Below are 13637 nucleotides of genomic sequence, written 5' to 3' on the forward strand. Positions count from 1 at the left end.
CACATCATGAAATGGCGTGACCGTGATCACATAAATAACCCACTCACTCATTCTGTCGGTGGTTCATGTAATAGCGGAAAACGCAAAACAGATAAATTACAGCGTCAACCGCGGATCTCCATGTTCAGCTCTGCTTCCCATCGCCTGAGGATTCTCTCCTCTGATCAAAGCCACAGAAAAAACCAAATATCGCCATAACTTTAAAAAAAATTCTAGCAAGACATTTGAACATTAATCGCAAATACGGACATATCGAATACTGACCATTTTTTGATGCTTATTCTGGCAAAAAAGAATGTGGCACAGATCCATTTTTCAAAAAATTGACTGGGTTTTTCGCGAGGGTAAATAAAATGTTATTTAGTATACAACTTCTCATAATATTAATATGTTTGTTTTATGGTGCCAGAAAGGGCGGTATCGCGCTGGGTTTATTAGGCGGTATCGGCCTGGTCATTCTGGTTTTCGTTTTCCATCTCCAGCCGGGTAAACCACCTGTAGATGTCATGCTGGTTATTATTGCCGTAGTGGCCGCATCGGCAACCTTACAAGCCTCCGGCGGTCTTGACGTTATGCTGCAAATCGCTGAAAAGCTGCTGCGCCGTAACCCAAAATATGTTTCCATCGTCGCACCTTTCGTTACCTGCACCCTGACGATTCTCTGCGGTACAGGGCACGTGGTATACACCATCCTGCCAATCATTTATGACGTTGCCATTAAGAACAATATTCGCCCGGAACGTCCGATGGCGGCGAGTTCTATCGGTGCGCAGATGGGGATTATCGCCAGCCCGGTTTCTGTAGCCGTTGTGTCACTGGTGGCAATGCTGGGTAACGTAACGTTTGAAGGCAAGCATCTCGAATTCCTCGACCTACTCAGCATCACCATCCCGTCTACCCTGTTGGGTATCCTGGCGATCGGTATCTTCAGTTGGTTCCGTGGTAAAGATCTGGATAAAGATGAAGAGTTCCAGAAGTTCATTTCTGTACCTGAAAACCACAACTATGTGTATGGCGATACCGCCACGCTGTTAGACAAAAAGCTGCCGAAAAGCAACTGGCTGGCCATGTGGATCTTCCTTGCCGCTATCGCCGTTGTTGCCGTACTCGGCGCGTTCTCTGAGCTGCGCCCTACCTTTAGCGGCAAACCACTGTCAATGGTGCTGGTTATCCAGATGTTCATGCTGCTGACCGGTGCGCTGATTATTATCCTGACGAAGACCAATCCCGCTTCAATATCTAAAAACGAAGTCTTCCGTTCCGGTATGATCGCGATTGTGGCGGTGTACGGTATTGCCTGGATGGCCGAAACAATGTTCGGCGCGCACATGACAGAAATCGAAGGTGTGCTGGGCAATATGGTGAAAGAGTATCCGTGGGCCTATGCAATTGTTCTGCTGCTGGTATCCAAATTTGTAAACTCCCAGGCAGCAGCGCTGGCAGCGATTGTTCCGGTCGCACTTGCAATCGGGGTTGATCCAGCGTACATCGTGGCTTCCGCTCCGGCATGTTACGGTTACTACATTCTGCCGACCTACCCGAGCGACCTGGCGGCTATTCAGTTTGACCGCTCTGGCACCACCCACATCGGCCGCTTCGTTATCAACCACAGCTTCATTCTGCCTGGTTTGATCGGCGTAAGCGTATCCTGTGTCTTTGGTTGGATCTTCGCCGCAATGTACGGTTTCCTGTAATCACAGTTCGCGTGCCGTCCGCGTTGGTACGGCACGCCACCATTAAGACACAGAGAATTTTAAAATTCCTGAGAAAAATGAAAAGGCTGGAAGCAAATGTCAAAAGTTGAATTCACTTACCAGGCGGCTTTCCCACTGGGGGAAGACAAAACTGAGTACTACCTGCTGACATCCGATCACGTCAGTGTCGGCGAGTTTGAAGGCGAAACAATCCTGAAAGTAGCTCCTGAAGCACTTACGCTACTGGCCCAACAAGCCTTCCACGATGCCTCCTTCATGCTCCGCCCAGAACACCAACAGCAAGTCGCCTCAATTCTCCATGATCCCGAAGCCAGCGAAAACGATAAGTACGTGGCGCTGCAGTTCCTGAGAAACTCCGAAATCGCCGCCAAAGGCGTGTTGCCAACCTGCCAGGACACCGGTACGGCAATTATCATGGGTAAAAAAGGTCAGCGCGTTTGGACCGGCGGCGGCGATGAAGCGGCCCTCTCCAAAGGCGTATTTAATACCTATATTGAAGATAACCTGCGCTACTCGCAAAACGCGGCGCTGGATATGTACAAAGAAGTGAATACTGGCACCAACCTGCCCGCACAAATCGATCTGTACAGCGTGGACGGTGACGAATACAAATTCCTGTGCGTGGCCAAAGGCGGCGGCTCAGCCAACAAAACCTATCTGTATCAGGAAACCAAAGCGCTGCTGACTCCCGGCAAACTGAAAAACTTCCTGGTTGAGAAAATGCGCACGCTGGGTACTGCAGCTTGCCCGCCGTATCACATCGCATTCGTCATTGGCGGGACGTCAGCGGAAAGTACCCTTAAAACGGTGAAACTGGCCAGCACACACTACTATGACGCGCTGCCGACTGAAGGTAATGCTCACGGCCAGGCGTTCCGCGATCTGCAACTAGAACAGGAACTGCTGATCGAGGCACAGAAACTCGGCCTTGGCGCTCAGTTTGGCGGGAAATACTTCGCACATGATATCCGCGTGATCCGCCTGCCTCGCCACGGCGCATCCTGCCCGGTTGGTATGGGCGTTTCTTGCTCCGCAGACCGTAATATTAAAGCCAAGATTAACCGCGAAGGGATCTGGATTGAAAAACTGGAACATAACCCAGGTCAGTACATTCCGGAATCTCTGCGCCAGGCGGGTGAAGGTGAAGTGGTTAAAGTTGACCTTAACCGCCCGATGAAAGAGATCCTCGCCCAGCTCTCTCAGTACCCGGTTTCTACTCGTCTGTCACTGAGCGGTACTATCATTGTCGGTCGTGACATTGCCCACGCGAAGTTAAAAGAACGTATTGAGTCCGGCGAAGGTTTACCGCAGTACGTGAAAGATCATCCGATCTACTACGCGGGTCCGGCCAAAACGCCTGCAGGCTATCCGTCCGGTTCTTTAGGCCCAACCACCGCGGGTCGTATGGACTCCTACGTTGACCTGTTGCAGTCTCACGGCGGCAGCATGATCATGTTGGCGAAAGGTAACCGTAGCCAGCAGGTGACTGACGCCTGCCACAAACACGGCGGCTTCTACTTAGGCAGCATCGGTGGTCCGGCAGCGGTACTGGCGCAGCAGAGTATTAAGCATCTGGAATGCGTGGAATACCCGGAGCTGGGAATGGAAGCTATCTGGAAAATCGAAGTAGAAGATTTCCCTGCTTTCATCCTGGTCGATGACAAAGGCAACGATTTCTTCCAGCAAATCGTCAGCAAACAATGCGCTAACTGCGCGAAGTAACCCATTCGGCCCGGCACTGGACTGGCACTAAATTTTTGGCGTCAGTCCAGCGATCCCCCCGGGCCAACTTTATCCCCCCATTTACTGGTATTGAATTTTTGCCGTTCACAGGGAATAGTGACCTTTTCCATTACGTGTGAATTCACAATGCTCCGCACTCTGAACCCCACAATCTTGCACACTGGCGCAGTGTTCCTGGCGCTGATCCTTATCTACACCGGTATCTCTGCCTCGGAGAAAATCACCTGGCTGATGGAAGTCACGCCGGTCATTATTGTCGTCCCGCTGTTGCTGGCTACCATGAAGCAGTATCCATTGACGCCGCTGCTTTATACGTTGATTTTCTTGCACGCCATCATTCTGATGGTAGGCGGGATGTATACCTACGCCAAAGTTCCCGTCGGTTTTCAGGTTCAGGAATGGCTGGATCTCAGTCGTAACCCCTATGACAAGTTGGGTCACTTCTTCCAGGGGCTGGTACCAGCCCTAACAGCAAGAGAGATTTTAGTGCGTGGCAATATTGTCCGTGGTCGTAAGATGCTGGCATTTTTGGTCTGCTGCGTAGCACTGGCGATTAGCGCAATGTATGAACTGATCGAGTGGTGGGCAGCGCTGGCAATGGGACAAGGTGCGGAAGACTTCCTTGGCACGCAGGGTGACCCGTGGGATACCCAGTCGGACATGTTCTGCGCTCTGCTCGGTGCGTTAACAACGATCCTCGCGTTGGCGGGCTGGCACAATCGGCAGTTGAAAACGGCCGGAGAGCGCTAACGCTTCTCCGGCAATCTGCGCTACCTACTGCGATACTTGATAACCAGAATCGGCAAGGCGAACAACAGTGTCAGAAAGTTCGCCATGCTGACAGCGGTATCTTCAATCAATAACCCATAAGCCAGCCACAACACCAGCCCGCACACAAACATCACATACATCAAACCGGAGATGCCTTGCGTGTTGCGGGTGGTAATAACCTTAATCGCCTGCGGCAAAAAAGAGAGCGTCGTCAGCGTTGCCGCCAGATAGCCAATCCAGGAATGCCACTCCATAGCTAGGCCTTCACATCGCTGGCTACTACCACCGGAATCTCCGGAGTATTCGACTGTTTGACGGGCGACGGCACTTTTCGATACTTATCCAGCAGGTGGATCTGAATCTTACGCAGCATATCGCCATTCAACCGGTAGTAACGGAAATAGAGCACCAGTGTCACAACGAAAAAAAGCGTGGGCAGCGCGATCATGATGAACTGCATGCCGAGGATGGTCTCAGCAGATTGCGTCGCATTCGGAACATAACCAATCAATCCCAGCACCACCGCAATAAAGAAAGCGGAAAACGCCGAGCCACCTTTGACCACCATTGTCTGCACGGCATAGGCAATACTCTCGCAGCGGACGTTAAACTTGTATTCACCGTAATCTACGGTGTCCGCCACCATAATCACCTGCAGTACCCAGAACAGCGCCGTACCAATGTTCAGAAGGATCCCTGCGGTAACAATCAGGAAAGTATTGTGGAATGCCCCCAGAGCCATAATCAGCAATACGCCTGCGCTGAGAACTGGCATAACCGAAGCGCCAGCCCACAGTACCCGGCGAGAAAGCGCCTTTGACAGACGGGGAAAGAGAATCAATGTCAGCAAGTTAGCTGCTCCGGCATAGGAGAGGTAGTATGGGAAAAGGTCAGCATCACCCACCACGTAGGTGAAGTAGTAAATCGCAAAACCTGTAATGATATTGGACGCCACGTTGTAAGCCAGCGCCATCCCCAGCAGGCAGGAAAGCTGATCGTTTTTGTAGATAAGCGCAAGGATTGATTTCAGCGTCAGCCGGGTGCTGTCTGCGGTAGCTTCGCTGTCAGAGGAATACACTTCATGCACATTGCGCAAGGTTACGAGGGTAGAAACAATAAAAAATGCGATCAGCACCAGCGTAAACATCTGAAAACCGAACCCGCGATCCGCGCCGCCAACATAGTTTACAAAGGGTAGCGTCACGCCCGCGGTGACAAACCCTGCAAGGCTGGCGAAAAAACGAGGGAACGGCACCAGTTGTTCACGTTCGCGTTTATCCAGCGTAATCGTGGGGACCAGCGACCAGAATGGAATATCCATAATGGTGTAGGTCATCCCCCACAATATGTACGTCACGCAAACAAATACGACCTGCGCAGTACCCTCAAACAGATGTGCGCTAAAAAGCAAAAACAGCACCAACGAGTTCGCCAGCGTACCGAGTAAGATCCAGGGTTTAAATTTTCCCCAACGCGACCGGGTGGCATTCACTATCCACCCCATCACCGGATCGTTAAACGCGTTCCATATTTTTGCCACCAGGAACAAGGTTCCGACGACGCCCACCGATAATCCCACCACGTCGGTGTAGTAATACATCAGGTACATGTACACAATACCGATAGCGAAATCCTTACCGAACGCTCCAAATCCGTAACTGAGTTTTGTTGTCAGAGAGATGCTCATAGGCTATCGGGTCGCTGTTACCAGCGCCCGCCTTCTGTAAGAGGAAACGTCAGAGGTTAAACGCCGGATGCTCTGCCCGGCGTGATTGTGTATTAACGGTGCAGCCAGGCCGGCAGCCAGTCGCCGTGAGACGCGATCAGGTCGTCCACCAGCGCATAAATCTCTTCAATCCCCAGTACCGCGGCGGTATGCGGATCCATCATCGCCGCGTGATAAACACGATCGCGGTTCTCCGTCAGGATGGCTTCCGTTAGCAGAGTCTGAACATTGATATTGGTTTGCATCATAGCCGCCAAATGTGACGGGAGAGCACCGACTTTCGTTGGCTGAATACCATTCGCATCAACCAGACAAGCGACTTCAACACAGCAACCTTGCGGCAGGTTATCGATCAGATTGTCATTGCGAACGTTGCCATAGACGACGCTTGGTTCACCGGTCCAGATAGCGTTCATGATAGTGCTGGCATATTCGCGCGACGGTTTAATGTCGATCCGCTCAGCCGTTTTGTACTCTTCCAGCTCTTTTTTCCAGTTCGCCAACTGTTCCACACAACGTTTCGGATATTCATCCAATGGCACCTTATAGCGCTCAATCAGATCTTCACGCCCCGGTTTGATAAACCACGGCGTATATTCGGCGAAGTGCTCCGACGATTCGGTGACGAAATACCCCAGTTTTTTGAACATTTCATAGCGCACAATATTCTGGCAACGGGTATTTCCGTGAATATTCGGTTTCGGCGCCTGACCGGATTCATAGGCCGCCAGCAGCTCCGGGTAGAGATTCACATAGGCGCCGTCCGCCGTTTTGCGCTCCAGCTCCAGATAAAATGCCATATGGTTGATCCCGGCACTGCGATAGCGCAAAGAGGCAGGGTCAATGTTCAGATCGCGGGCCAACTCCTCCGCCGTCCCCTGCACCGAATGACACAGCCCAACTTGCTTAATATGCGGATAGCGCGCATACATTGCCCAGGTGTTCATCGCCATCGGGTTAACGTAGTTAAGCATGGTGGCCTGCGGACAGACTTCGGTCATATCCTCACAAATCTGCCATAAATGCGGAATGGTGCGCAGCGCGCGCATAATGCCGCCCGGCCCCAGCGTGTCGGCAATCGTCTGCTCCAGACCATGGCGTTTACACACCGTAAAATCGGTGACGGTACAGGGTTCATAGCCGCCGATCTGGAAAGCGACCACCACAAAATCAGCATCCTGTAATGCTGCTTTTTGATCGGTATAGCAGGTGATTCGTCCAGACGCGCCCGCAGAATCCATCAACTTGCGCACAACAACGTGTGACTCTTCCAGACGCGTAGGATCGAGATCCATCAAGGCGATATGCGCAGATTTAAGCGCATCGCGGTGAAAGACGTCCCCAAGAATATTTTTGACGAAAATCGTGGAACCGGCGCCGATAAAGGTAATTTTGGGTGCAGACATCATGACTCTCCAGAACATTAGTAAACACAGTCATGGTGGCACAGCGTATAGCTGAAAACTTCCGACTTCTCTGCTGACCATTCCCATAAACTCAGATCATCACTCTGCACCCTATTGGATCTGAGTTTATGGGACAAAATTACCCAAAAAGCAGAGTATGTGGCCGCAAAATGTCGCTATGCTCAATGGTAACGGTCCAATTTGTGTCCTGATTCTCAGCCTTAATACGTGTTAAATGACATGATTCTGATAATTCAGGAAATGGAGCAACCATGAGTACATTACCGACATCGCCTCTTCCCCCCGATCCGCACATGTGCAGTAGCGATGAAGAACAAACCCGCAGCCCACTATCGCTGTACTCAGAATATCAACGGATGGATATCGAGTTGCGCTCACCGCATGCTATGCCAGCCAGCCACTGGCATGGGCAGGTGGAGATCAATGTGCCGTTTGATGGTGACGTCGAGTACCTGATCAACAACGAAGTCGTACAGATAAAACAGGGACACATCACGCTATTCTGGGCCTGCACACCGCATCAACTCACGCGTCCGGGCAGTTGCCAAAGTATGGCTATCTTCAATTTACCGATGCACCTTTTCCTCTCCTGGCCGCTGGATCGCGAGTTGATCAACCATGTTACCCATGGAATGGTCATCAAATCGCTGGCGTCGCAGCAGTTGAGCACCTTTGAAGTTCAGCGCTGGCAACAGGAACTGAACAACCCGAACGAACAAATTCGCCAGCTCGCCATTGATGAAATTGGTCTGATGCTCAAGCGGTTTAGCCTTTCCGGCTGGCAGCCTATACTCGTCAATAAAACCTCGCGGACCCACAAAAACAGCGTGTCGCGGCACGCCCAGTTTTACGTCAGCCAAATGCTGAGCTTTATTGCCGATAACTACGATCAGGCGCTCACCATCAACGACGTCGCGGAACACGTGAAGCTCAACGCCAACTACGCGATGGGGATTTTCCAACGCGTGATGCAACTCACCCTGAAGCAGTACATCACGGCAATGCGGATCAATCACGTCCGCGCATTGCTTAGCGATACCGATAAAACCATTCTCGACGTTGCATTGACCGCCGGATTCCGTTCCAGCAGCCGTTTTTATGACACCTTCAGCAAGTTTGTCGGCATGTCGCCGCAGCAGTACCGCAAACTAAGTCAGCAGCATCGGCAAACAATGGCTGGTTGATATCATTCGGCCATATCAGTATCAGCCAAAAAAATATTCCCCCTGTCGATAAACGGTGGTGAAAAACCGCCAACAAGCAAACGTAACCATATGTTTAAAAACAAATTAAACATAAATCAGACTATTTTTCACCCGCTTTACAGCCCGTTTTGACAGGATAATACTTGCCTGCGTCACATTCATACGGTGTGTCTGCAATTCATAGATTGCAACCTTTCCACAACCGGGTAAAAGATGATGAAAGTATTAATTGTTGAAAGTGAGTTTCTGCATCAGGACACCTGGGTCGGTAGCGCTGTCGAACGTCTGGCTGACGCATTAAGCCGCCAAAATGTTACCGTCATTAAGTCCACCTCATTCGACGATGGCTACGCAATCCTCGCCGCCAATGAAGCCATTGATTGCCTGATGTTCAGCTATCAAATGGAACAACAAGATGAACACCTGAACGTCAGGCAATTGATCGGCAAGCTCCACGAGCGCCAGCAAAACGTTCCCGTATTCCTGCTGGGCGATCGCGAAAAAGCCACCGCATCGCTGGATCGCGACCTGCTGGAGCTTGTCGATGAATTCGCCTGGATTCTGGAGGACAGCGCTGACTTTATCGCTGGCCGTGCCATCGCAGCGATGACTCGCTATCGTCAGCAGTTGTTACCACCGCTGTTCAACGCCCTGATGAAATACAGCAATGTCCATGAGTATTCCTGGGCTGCACCGGGTCACCAGGGCGGTGTCGGTTTCACCAAAACACCTGCCGGTCGACTGTACCATGACTACTACGGTGAGAATCTCTTCCGTACCGACATGGGGATTGAACGTACCAATCTCGGTTCTTTACTCGACCATACAGGCGCATTTGGGGAAAGTGAAAAAAATGCTGCCCGCGTGTTCGGTGCCGACCGTTCCTGGTCCGTAGTGGTCGGGACTTCCGGCTCTAACCGCACCATCATGCAGGCCTGTATGACCGACAACGACGTCGTGGTGCTGGATCGTAACTGCCATAAATCCATCGAACAGGGGCTGATCCTCACCGGGGCAAAACCGGTGTACATGGTGCCAAGCCGCAACCGGTACGGCATTATCGGGCCTATCTACCCGCAAGAAATGCAGCCTGAAACTTTACAGAAAAAAATCAGCGAAAGCCCGCTGACCAAAGGCAAAGCTGGGCAAAAACCGTCTTACAGCGTTGTGACCAACTGTACCTACGACGGTGTTTGCTACAACGCCAAAGAGGCGCAGGATCTGCTCGCACAAACCAGCGATCGCATCCACTTCGATGAAGCCTGGTACGGCTATGCTCGCTTCAACCCAATTTATGCCGATCACTACGCCATGCGTGGCGCGCCGGGCGATCATAACGGTCCTACCGTTTTTGCCACCCACTCGACCCACAAACTGCTGAATGCGCTCTCTCAGGCATCTTACATTCACGTTCGTGAAGGGCGTGGGGCCGTGAACTTCTCCCGCTTTAACCAGGCGTACATGATGCACGCCACCACCTCTCCGCTGTATGCTATCTGCGCCTCAAACGACGTGGCGGTCTCCATGATGGACGGTAACAGCGGCCTGTCGCTCACTCAGGAAGTGATCGACGAAGCAGTCGATTTCCGTCAGGCCATGGCACGGTTGTACAAAGAGTTTACCGCCGAAGGCGACTGGTTCTTCAAACCGTGGAACAAAGAAGTGGTAACCGATCCGCAGACCGGTAAAACCTATGACTTTGCCGACGCGCCAGCCACATTGCTGGCAACCGATCAGAACTGCTGGGTGATGCGTCCGGGTGAATCCTGGCACGGCTTTAAAGACCTGCCGGATAACTGGAGCATGCTGGACCCGATCAAAGTCAGCATTCTGGCACCGGGGATGGGCGACGATGGCGAACTGGAAGAGAACGGCGTACCGGCCGCACTGGTTACCGCCTGGCTTGGCCGCCACGGCATCGTGCCGACCCGAACCACCGATTTCCAGATTATGTTCCTGTTCTCCATGGGGATTACCCGCGGGAAATGGGGCACACTGATCAACACGCTGTGCTCTTTCAAACACCACTACGATGCCAATACCCCGCTGGCACAGGTGATGCCAGAACTGGTTGAGGAACATCCTGACACTTATGCCAACATGGGTATTCACGATCTGGGCGACACCATGTTCGCCTGGCTGAAAGAGAACAACCCAGGCAGCCGTCTCAATGCAGCCTACTCCGGTCTGCCGGATGCGGATATTACTCCGCGTGACGCTTACAACGCGATAGTCAGTGACAACGTTGAGATGGTGGCGATTGAAAATCTGGCGGGACGTATTGCGGCAAACTCCGTGATCCCTTACCCACCGGGAATTCCGATGCTGCTGTCCGGTGAAAACTTTGGCGATGCCAACAGCCCGCAAATTGGGTACCTGCGTTCGTTGCAGTCCTGGGACCACCACTTCCCTGGATTTGAACATGAAACCGAAGGAACGGAAATTATTGACGGTGTTTATCACGTTATGTGCGTGAAAGCATAAGGTCTCTTTTTAGATAGTCCGATGTTTAAGGTAGACATGTCATTCTTGAGTAATTCCTGAGTATTGCTGCAAAACAATAACACTGTCATACCTTTTTGCGCGGGACCACCCCGCGCTTTTTTTATACGCAAATAGCATCTTTCCACTTGCGTAAAAAAATGTGTACATAAGAAAAACCCCACCAAACATTGTAATTAATTTCAGACACGTTATTTTATTGCGGTCCTGGTTTCATCATACAATTTCAATTTAGCCGATTTGGCTCATCTGATGTTGAGCTACGGTGTTTTTTCATATTCCTGGAGTTGGGTATGAAGCTTTGCAGCAAAGAAGCTTGTGTTGTTGTATTAACGGAGAAGGATGTTTGGTTAAGGATTAACGGTAAAGAAGCCATCAGTTTAAAAGCTAATCATATGGCACTGGTGGCATGCGATAATAATATTATCGATTTTTCATCACTTAATAACGCATTGGTCGTACATATTAGCCGCGATATCATTAAAGACTATCTGCGCTTTTTAAATAAAGACCTTTCACAGATCCCACTCTGGCAACGCAGTGCCAGCCCAGTAATGACCTCAGCGTGTCTGACGCCGGATGTCTTCAGGGTGGCTGCCCAACATAGCGTAATGGACACAGTGAACGAAGCTGAAAGAGAGCGTACGCGCTCGCTACTGTTCACGGTGTTATCACGCTTTCTCGACAGCAAAAAGTTTATCTCTTTGCTCATGTATATGCTGCGCAACTGTATCAGCGACAGCGTTTATCACATTATTGAGAGCGATATACATAAAGACTGGAATTTAAGCATGGTTGCCAGTTGCTTATGCCTGAGTCCCAGTTTGTTAAAGAAAAAGCTCAAAAGTGAAAATACAAGTTACAGCCAAATAATTACCACCTGTCGCATGCGATATGCCGTCAATCAATTACTGATGGACGGCAAAAACATTTCCCAGGTCTCTCAACTATGTGGATATAACAGTACCTCATACTTTATCTCCGTATTCAAAGAGTTCTATGGGATGACGCCTCTGCATTATGTTAGTCAACATAGGGAGCCATCCGCCGCCTGATTTTTAATCAGTTAGCGATAAGCCATAATAATATCAGCATTAGCGATACCCCAGCTCCGCCATCATTAAACAGACTTTTGACGAGGTATGATAAGGCGTCATTTATCCTTATCAGGAGTTAGAAAATATGTCGACGGATGCTGATGCTCACAAAGTGGGCTTAATCCCCGTCACCCTTATGGTGTCGGGGAATATTATGGGTTCCGGTGTATTCCTGCTACCCGCAAACCTTGCGTCAACTGGCGGGATTGCAATCTACGGATGGTTGGTCACGATTATCGGTGCTCTGGCACTGTCGATGGTGTACGCCAAAATGTCGTCCTTAGACTCCAGTCCCGGTGGTTCTTATGCTTATGCCCGCCGCTGCTTCGGTCCTTTTTTGGGCTACCAGACCAACGTGCTGTACTGGCTGGCCTGCTGGATTGGTAACATCGCCATGGTGGTCATTGGTGTCGGTTACCTGAGCTACTTCTTCCCCATCTTAAAAGATCCGCTGGTCCTGACGCTGACCTGTGTCGTAGTACTGTGGATCTTCGTATTACTGAACATTGTCGGACCGAAAATGATCACCCGCGTGCAGGCCGTCGCAACGGTACTGGCACTGGTACCAATTGTCGGGATTGCCGTCTTCGGCTGGTTCTGGTTCCGCGGTGAAACCTATATGGCGGCCTGGAACGTCAGCGGCATGAACACCTTCGGCGCGATTCAAAGCACTCTGAATGTTACCTTATGGTCCTTTATCGGGGTAGAAAGCGCCTCCGTCGCGGCTGGCGTGGTTAAAAACCCCAAACGTAACGTACCTATCGCCACCATGGGCGGCGTGCTGATTGCCGCTGTTTGCTACGTGCTCTCCACCACCGCGATCATGGGTATGATCCCTAACGCGGCGCTACGTGTTTCAGCCTCTCCGTTCGGTGATGCCGCACGCATGGCGCTGGGTGACACCGCAGGGGCAATTGTCTCCTTCTGTGCTGCGGCTGGGTGTCTTGGTTCTCTGGGCGGCTGGACGCTGCTTGCCGGGCAAACCGCCAAAGCCGCAGCCGATGACGGCCTGTTCCCACCGATTTTTGCCCGCGTGAACAAAGCCGGTACACCAGTGGCCGGGTTAATTATCGTCGGCATTCTGATGACCATCTTCCAGTTCAGCAGCATGTCGCCGAACGCAGCGAAAGAGTTTGGTCTGGTCTCTTCGGTCTCAGTTATCTTCACCCTGGTGCCGTATCTGTATACCTGTGCCGCACTGCTGCTGCTCGGCCATGGTCACTTTGGTAAAGCACGCCCGATGTACTTACTGGTGACCTTTATCGCCTTTGTCTACTGCATCTGGGCGGTTGTCGGTTCCGGAGCCAAAGAAGTGATGTGGTCGTTCGTCACGTTGATGATCGTCACCGCGCTGTACGCACTGAACTACAACCGGATCCATAAAAACCCGTATCCACTGGATGCCCCGGTAAACAATAACTAACACCAACAATCGTCGTGGCCCGATGGCG

10 protein-coding genes are annotated in these 13637 nt (G+C 51.2%); 7 read left to right on the plus strand and 3 right to left on the minus strand.

Going from position 1 to position 13637, the window contains the following annotated elements:
• Nucleotides 1-353: 353 nt before the first annotated feature.
• From dcuB to SK33_RS21450, 3 genes are all read left to right on the plus strand, one after another.
• A complete protein-coding gene (gene dcuB / locus SK33_RS21440) occupies nt 354-1694 on the plus strand; it encodes an anaerobic C4-dicarboxylate transporter DcuB (protein WP_003031873.1) in 1341 nt (446 codons plus the stop codon).
• Between the two features lie 96 nt (nt 1695-1790).
• Nucleotides 1791-3437: a class I fumarate hydratase FumA gene (gene fumA, locus SK33_RS21445; RefSeq protein ID WP_003031871.1), complete on the plus strand. Its 1647-nt coding sequence runs from the start codon at nt 1791-1793 to the stop codon at nt 3435-3437.
• A gap of 147 nt (nt 3438-3584) precedes the next feature.
• Nucleotides 3585-4208: a DUF2238 domain-containing protein gene (locus SK33_RS21450; RefSeq protein ID WP_003031870.1), complete on the plus strand. Its 624-nt coding sequence runs from the start codon at nt 3585-3587 to the stop codon at nt 4206-4208.
• A 20-nt stretch (nt 4209-4228) separates the two neighbouring features.
• Here SK33_RS21450 and SK33_RS21455 read toward each other — a convergent pair whose 3' ends face one another.
• The 3 genes from SK33_RS21455 to melA all read right to left on the minus strand — a co-directional run bounded on the left by SK33_RS21455 (nt 4229) and on the right by melA (nt 7364).
• On the minus strand, nt 4229-4483 hold the full coding sequence (locus SK33_RS21455) for a SemiSWEET transporter (RefSeq protein WP_003031867.1): 255 nt from the start codon (nt 4481-4483) through the stop codon (nt 4229-4231).
• A gap of 2 nt (nt 4484-4485) precedes the next feature.
• Entirely contained in the window at nt 4486-5916 is a 1431-nt protein-coding gene (melB, locus tag SK33_RS21460; protein ID WP_032948355.1) for a melibiose:sodium transporter MelB, read from the minus strand.
• A gap of 92 nt (nt 5917-6008) precedes the next feature.
• Entirely contained in the window at nt 6009-7364 is a 1356-nt protein-coding gene (gene melA / locus SK33_RS21465) for an alpha-galactosidase (RefSeq protein WP_003031864.1), read from the minus strand.
• A gap of 269 nt (nt 7365-7633) precedes the next feature.
• On the opposite strand from melA, the gene melR reads away from it, so the two are divergent.
• The 4 genes from melR to adiC all read left to right on the plus strand — a co-directional run bounded on the left by melR (nt 7634) and on the right by adiC (nt 13609).
• The gene (melR, locus tag SK33_RS21470) at nt 7634-8566 is read left to right on the plus strand and encodes a transcriptional regulator MelR (protein WP_003841146.1); all 933 of its coding nucleotides are present in this window, start codon (nt 7634-7636) and stop codon (nt 8564-8566) included.
• A gap of 237 nt (nt 8567-8803) precedes the next feature.
• The gene (gene adiA / locus SK33_RS21475; RefSeq protein ID WP_008321469.1) at nt 8804-11071 is read left to right on the plus strand and encodes an arginine decarboxylase; all 2268 of its coding nucleotides are present in this window, start codon (nt 8804-8806) and stop codon (nt 11069-11071) included.
• Nucleotides 11072-11382: 311 nt separating this feature from the next.
• Nucleotides 11383-12144, plus strand: coding sequence for an AraC family transcriptional regulator (locus SK33_RS21480; RefSeq protein WP_003031855.1), 762 nt, complete (start codon nt 11383-11385; stop codon nt 12142-12144).
• A gap of 127 nt (nt 12145-12271) precedes the next feature.
• A complete protein-coding gene (gene adiC / locus SK33_RS21485; RefSeq protein ID WP_048219891.1) occupies nt 12272-13609 on the plus strand; it encodes an arginine/agmatine antiporter in 1338 nt (445 codons plus the stop codon).
• Nucleotides 13610-13637: the final 28 nt, after the last annotated feature.

The sequence above is a fragment of the Citrobacter sp. MGH103 genome (assembly GCF_001034475.2).
Lineage (GTDB): Bacteria > Pseudomonadota > Gammaproteobacteria > Enterobacterales > Enterobacteriaceae > Citrobacter > Citrobacter freundii.

What these genes read in the sequence shown, in the direction of transcription:
- fumA (WP_003031871.1), top strand. Translation starts at nt 1,791, where the DNA reads ATGTCAAAAGTTGAATTCACTTACCAGGCGGCTTTCCCACTGGGGGAA.
- melB (WP_032948355.1), bottom strand. Translation starts at nt 5,916, where the DNA reads ATGAGCATCTCTCTGACAACAAAACTCAGTTACGGATTTGGAGCGTTC.
- SK33_RS21480 (WP_003031855.1), top strand. Translation starts at nt 11,383, where the DNA reads ATGAAGCTTTGCAGCAAAGAAGCTTGTGTTGTTGTATTAACGGAGAAG.
- SK33_RS21455 (WP_003031867.1), bottom strand. Translation starts at nt 4,483, where the DNA reads ATGGAGTGGCATTCCTGGATTGGCTATCTGGCGGCAACGCTGACGACG.
- dcuB (WP_003031873.1), top strand. Translation starts at nt 354, where the DNA reads ATGTTATTTAGTATACAACTTCTCATAATATTAATATGTTTGTTTTAT.
- adiA (WP_008321469.1), top strand. Translation starts at nt 8,804, where the DNA reads ATGAAAGTATTAATTGTTGAAAGTGAGTTTCTGCATCAGGACACCTGG.
- SK33_RS21450 (WP_003031870.1), top strand. Translation starts at nt 3,585, where the DNA reads ATGCTCCGCACTCTGAACCCCACAATCTTGCACACTGGCGCAGTGTTC.
- melA (WP_003031864.1), bottom strand. Translation starts at nt 7,364, where the DNA reads ATGATGTCTGCACCCAAAATTACCTTTATCGGCGCCGGTTCCACGATT.
- adiC (WP_048219891.1), top strand. Translation starts at nt 12,272, where the DNA reads ATGTCGACGGATGCTGATGCTCACAAAGTGGGCTTAATCCCCGTCACC.
- melR (WP_003841146.1), top strand. Translation starts at nt 7,634, where the DNA reads ATGAGTACATTACCGACATCGCCTCTTCCCCCCGATCCGCACATGTGC.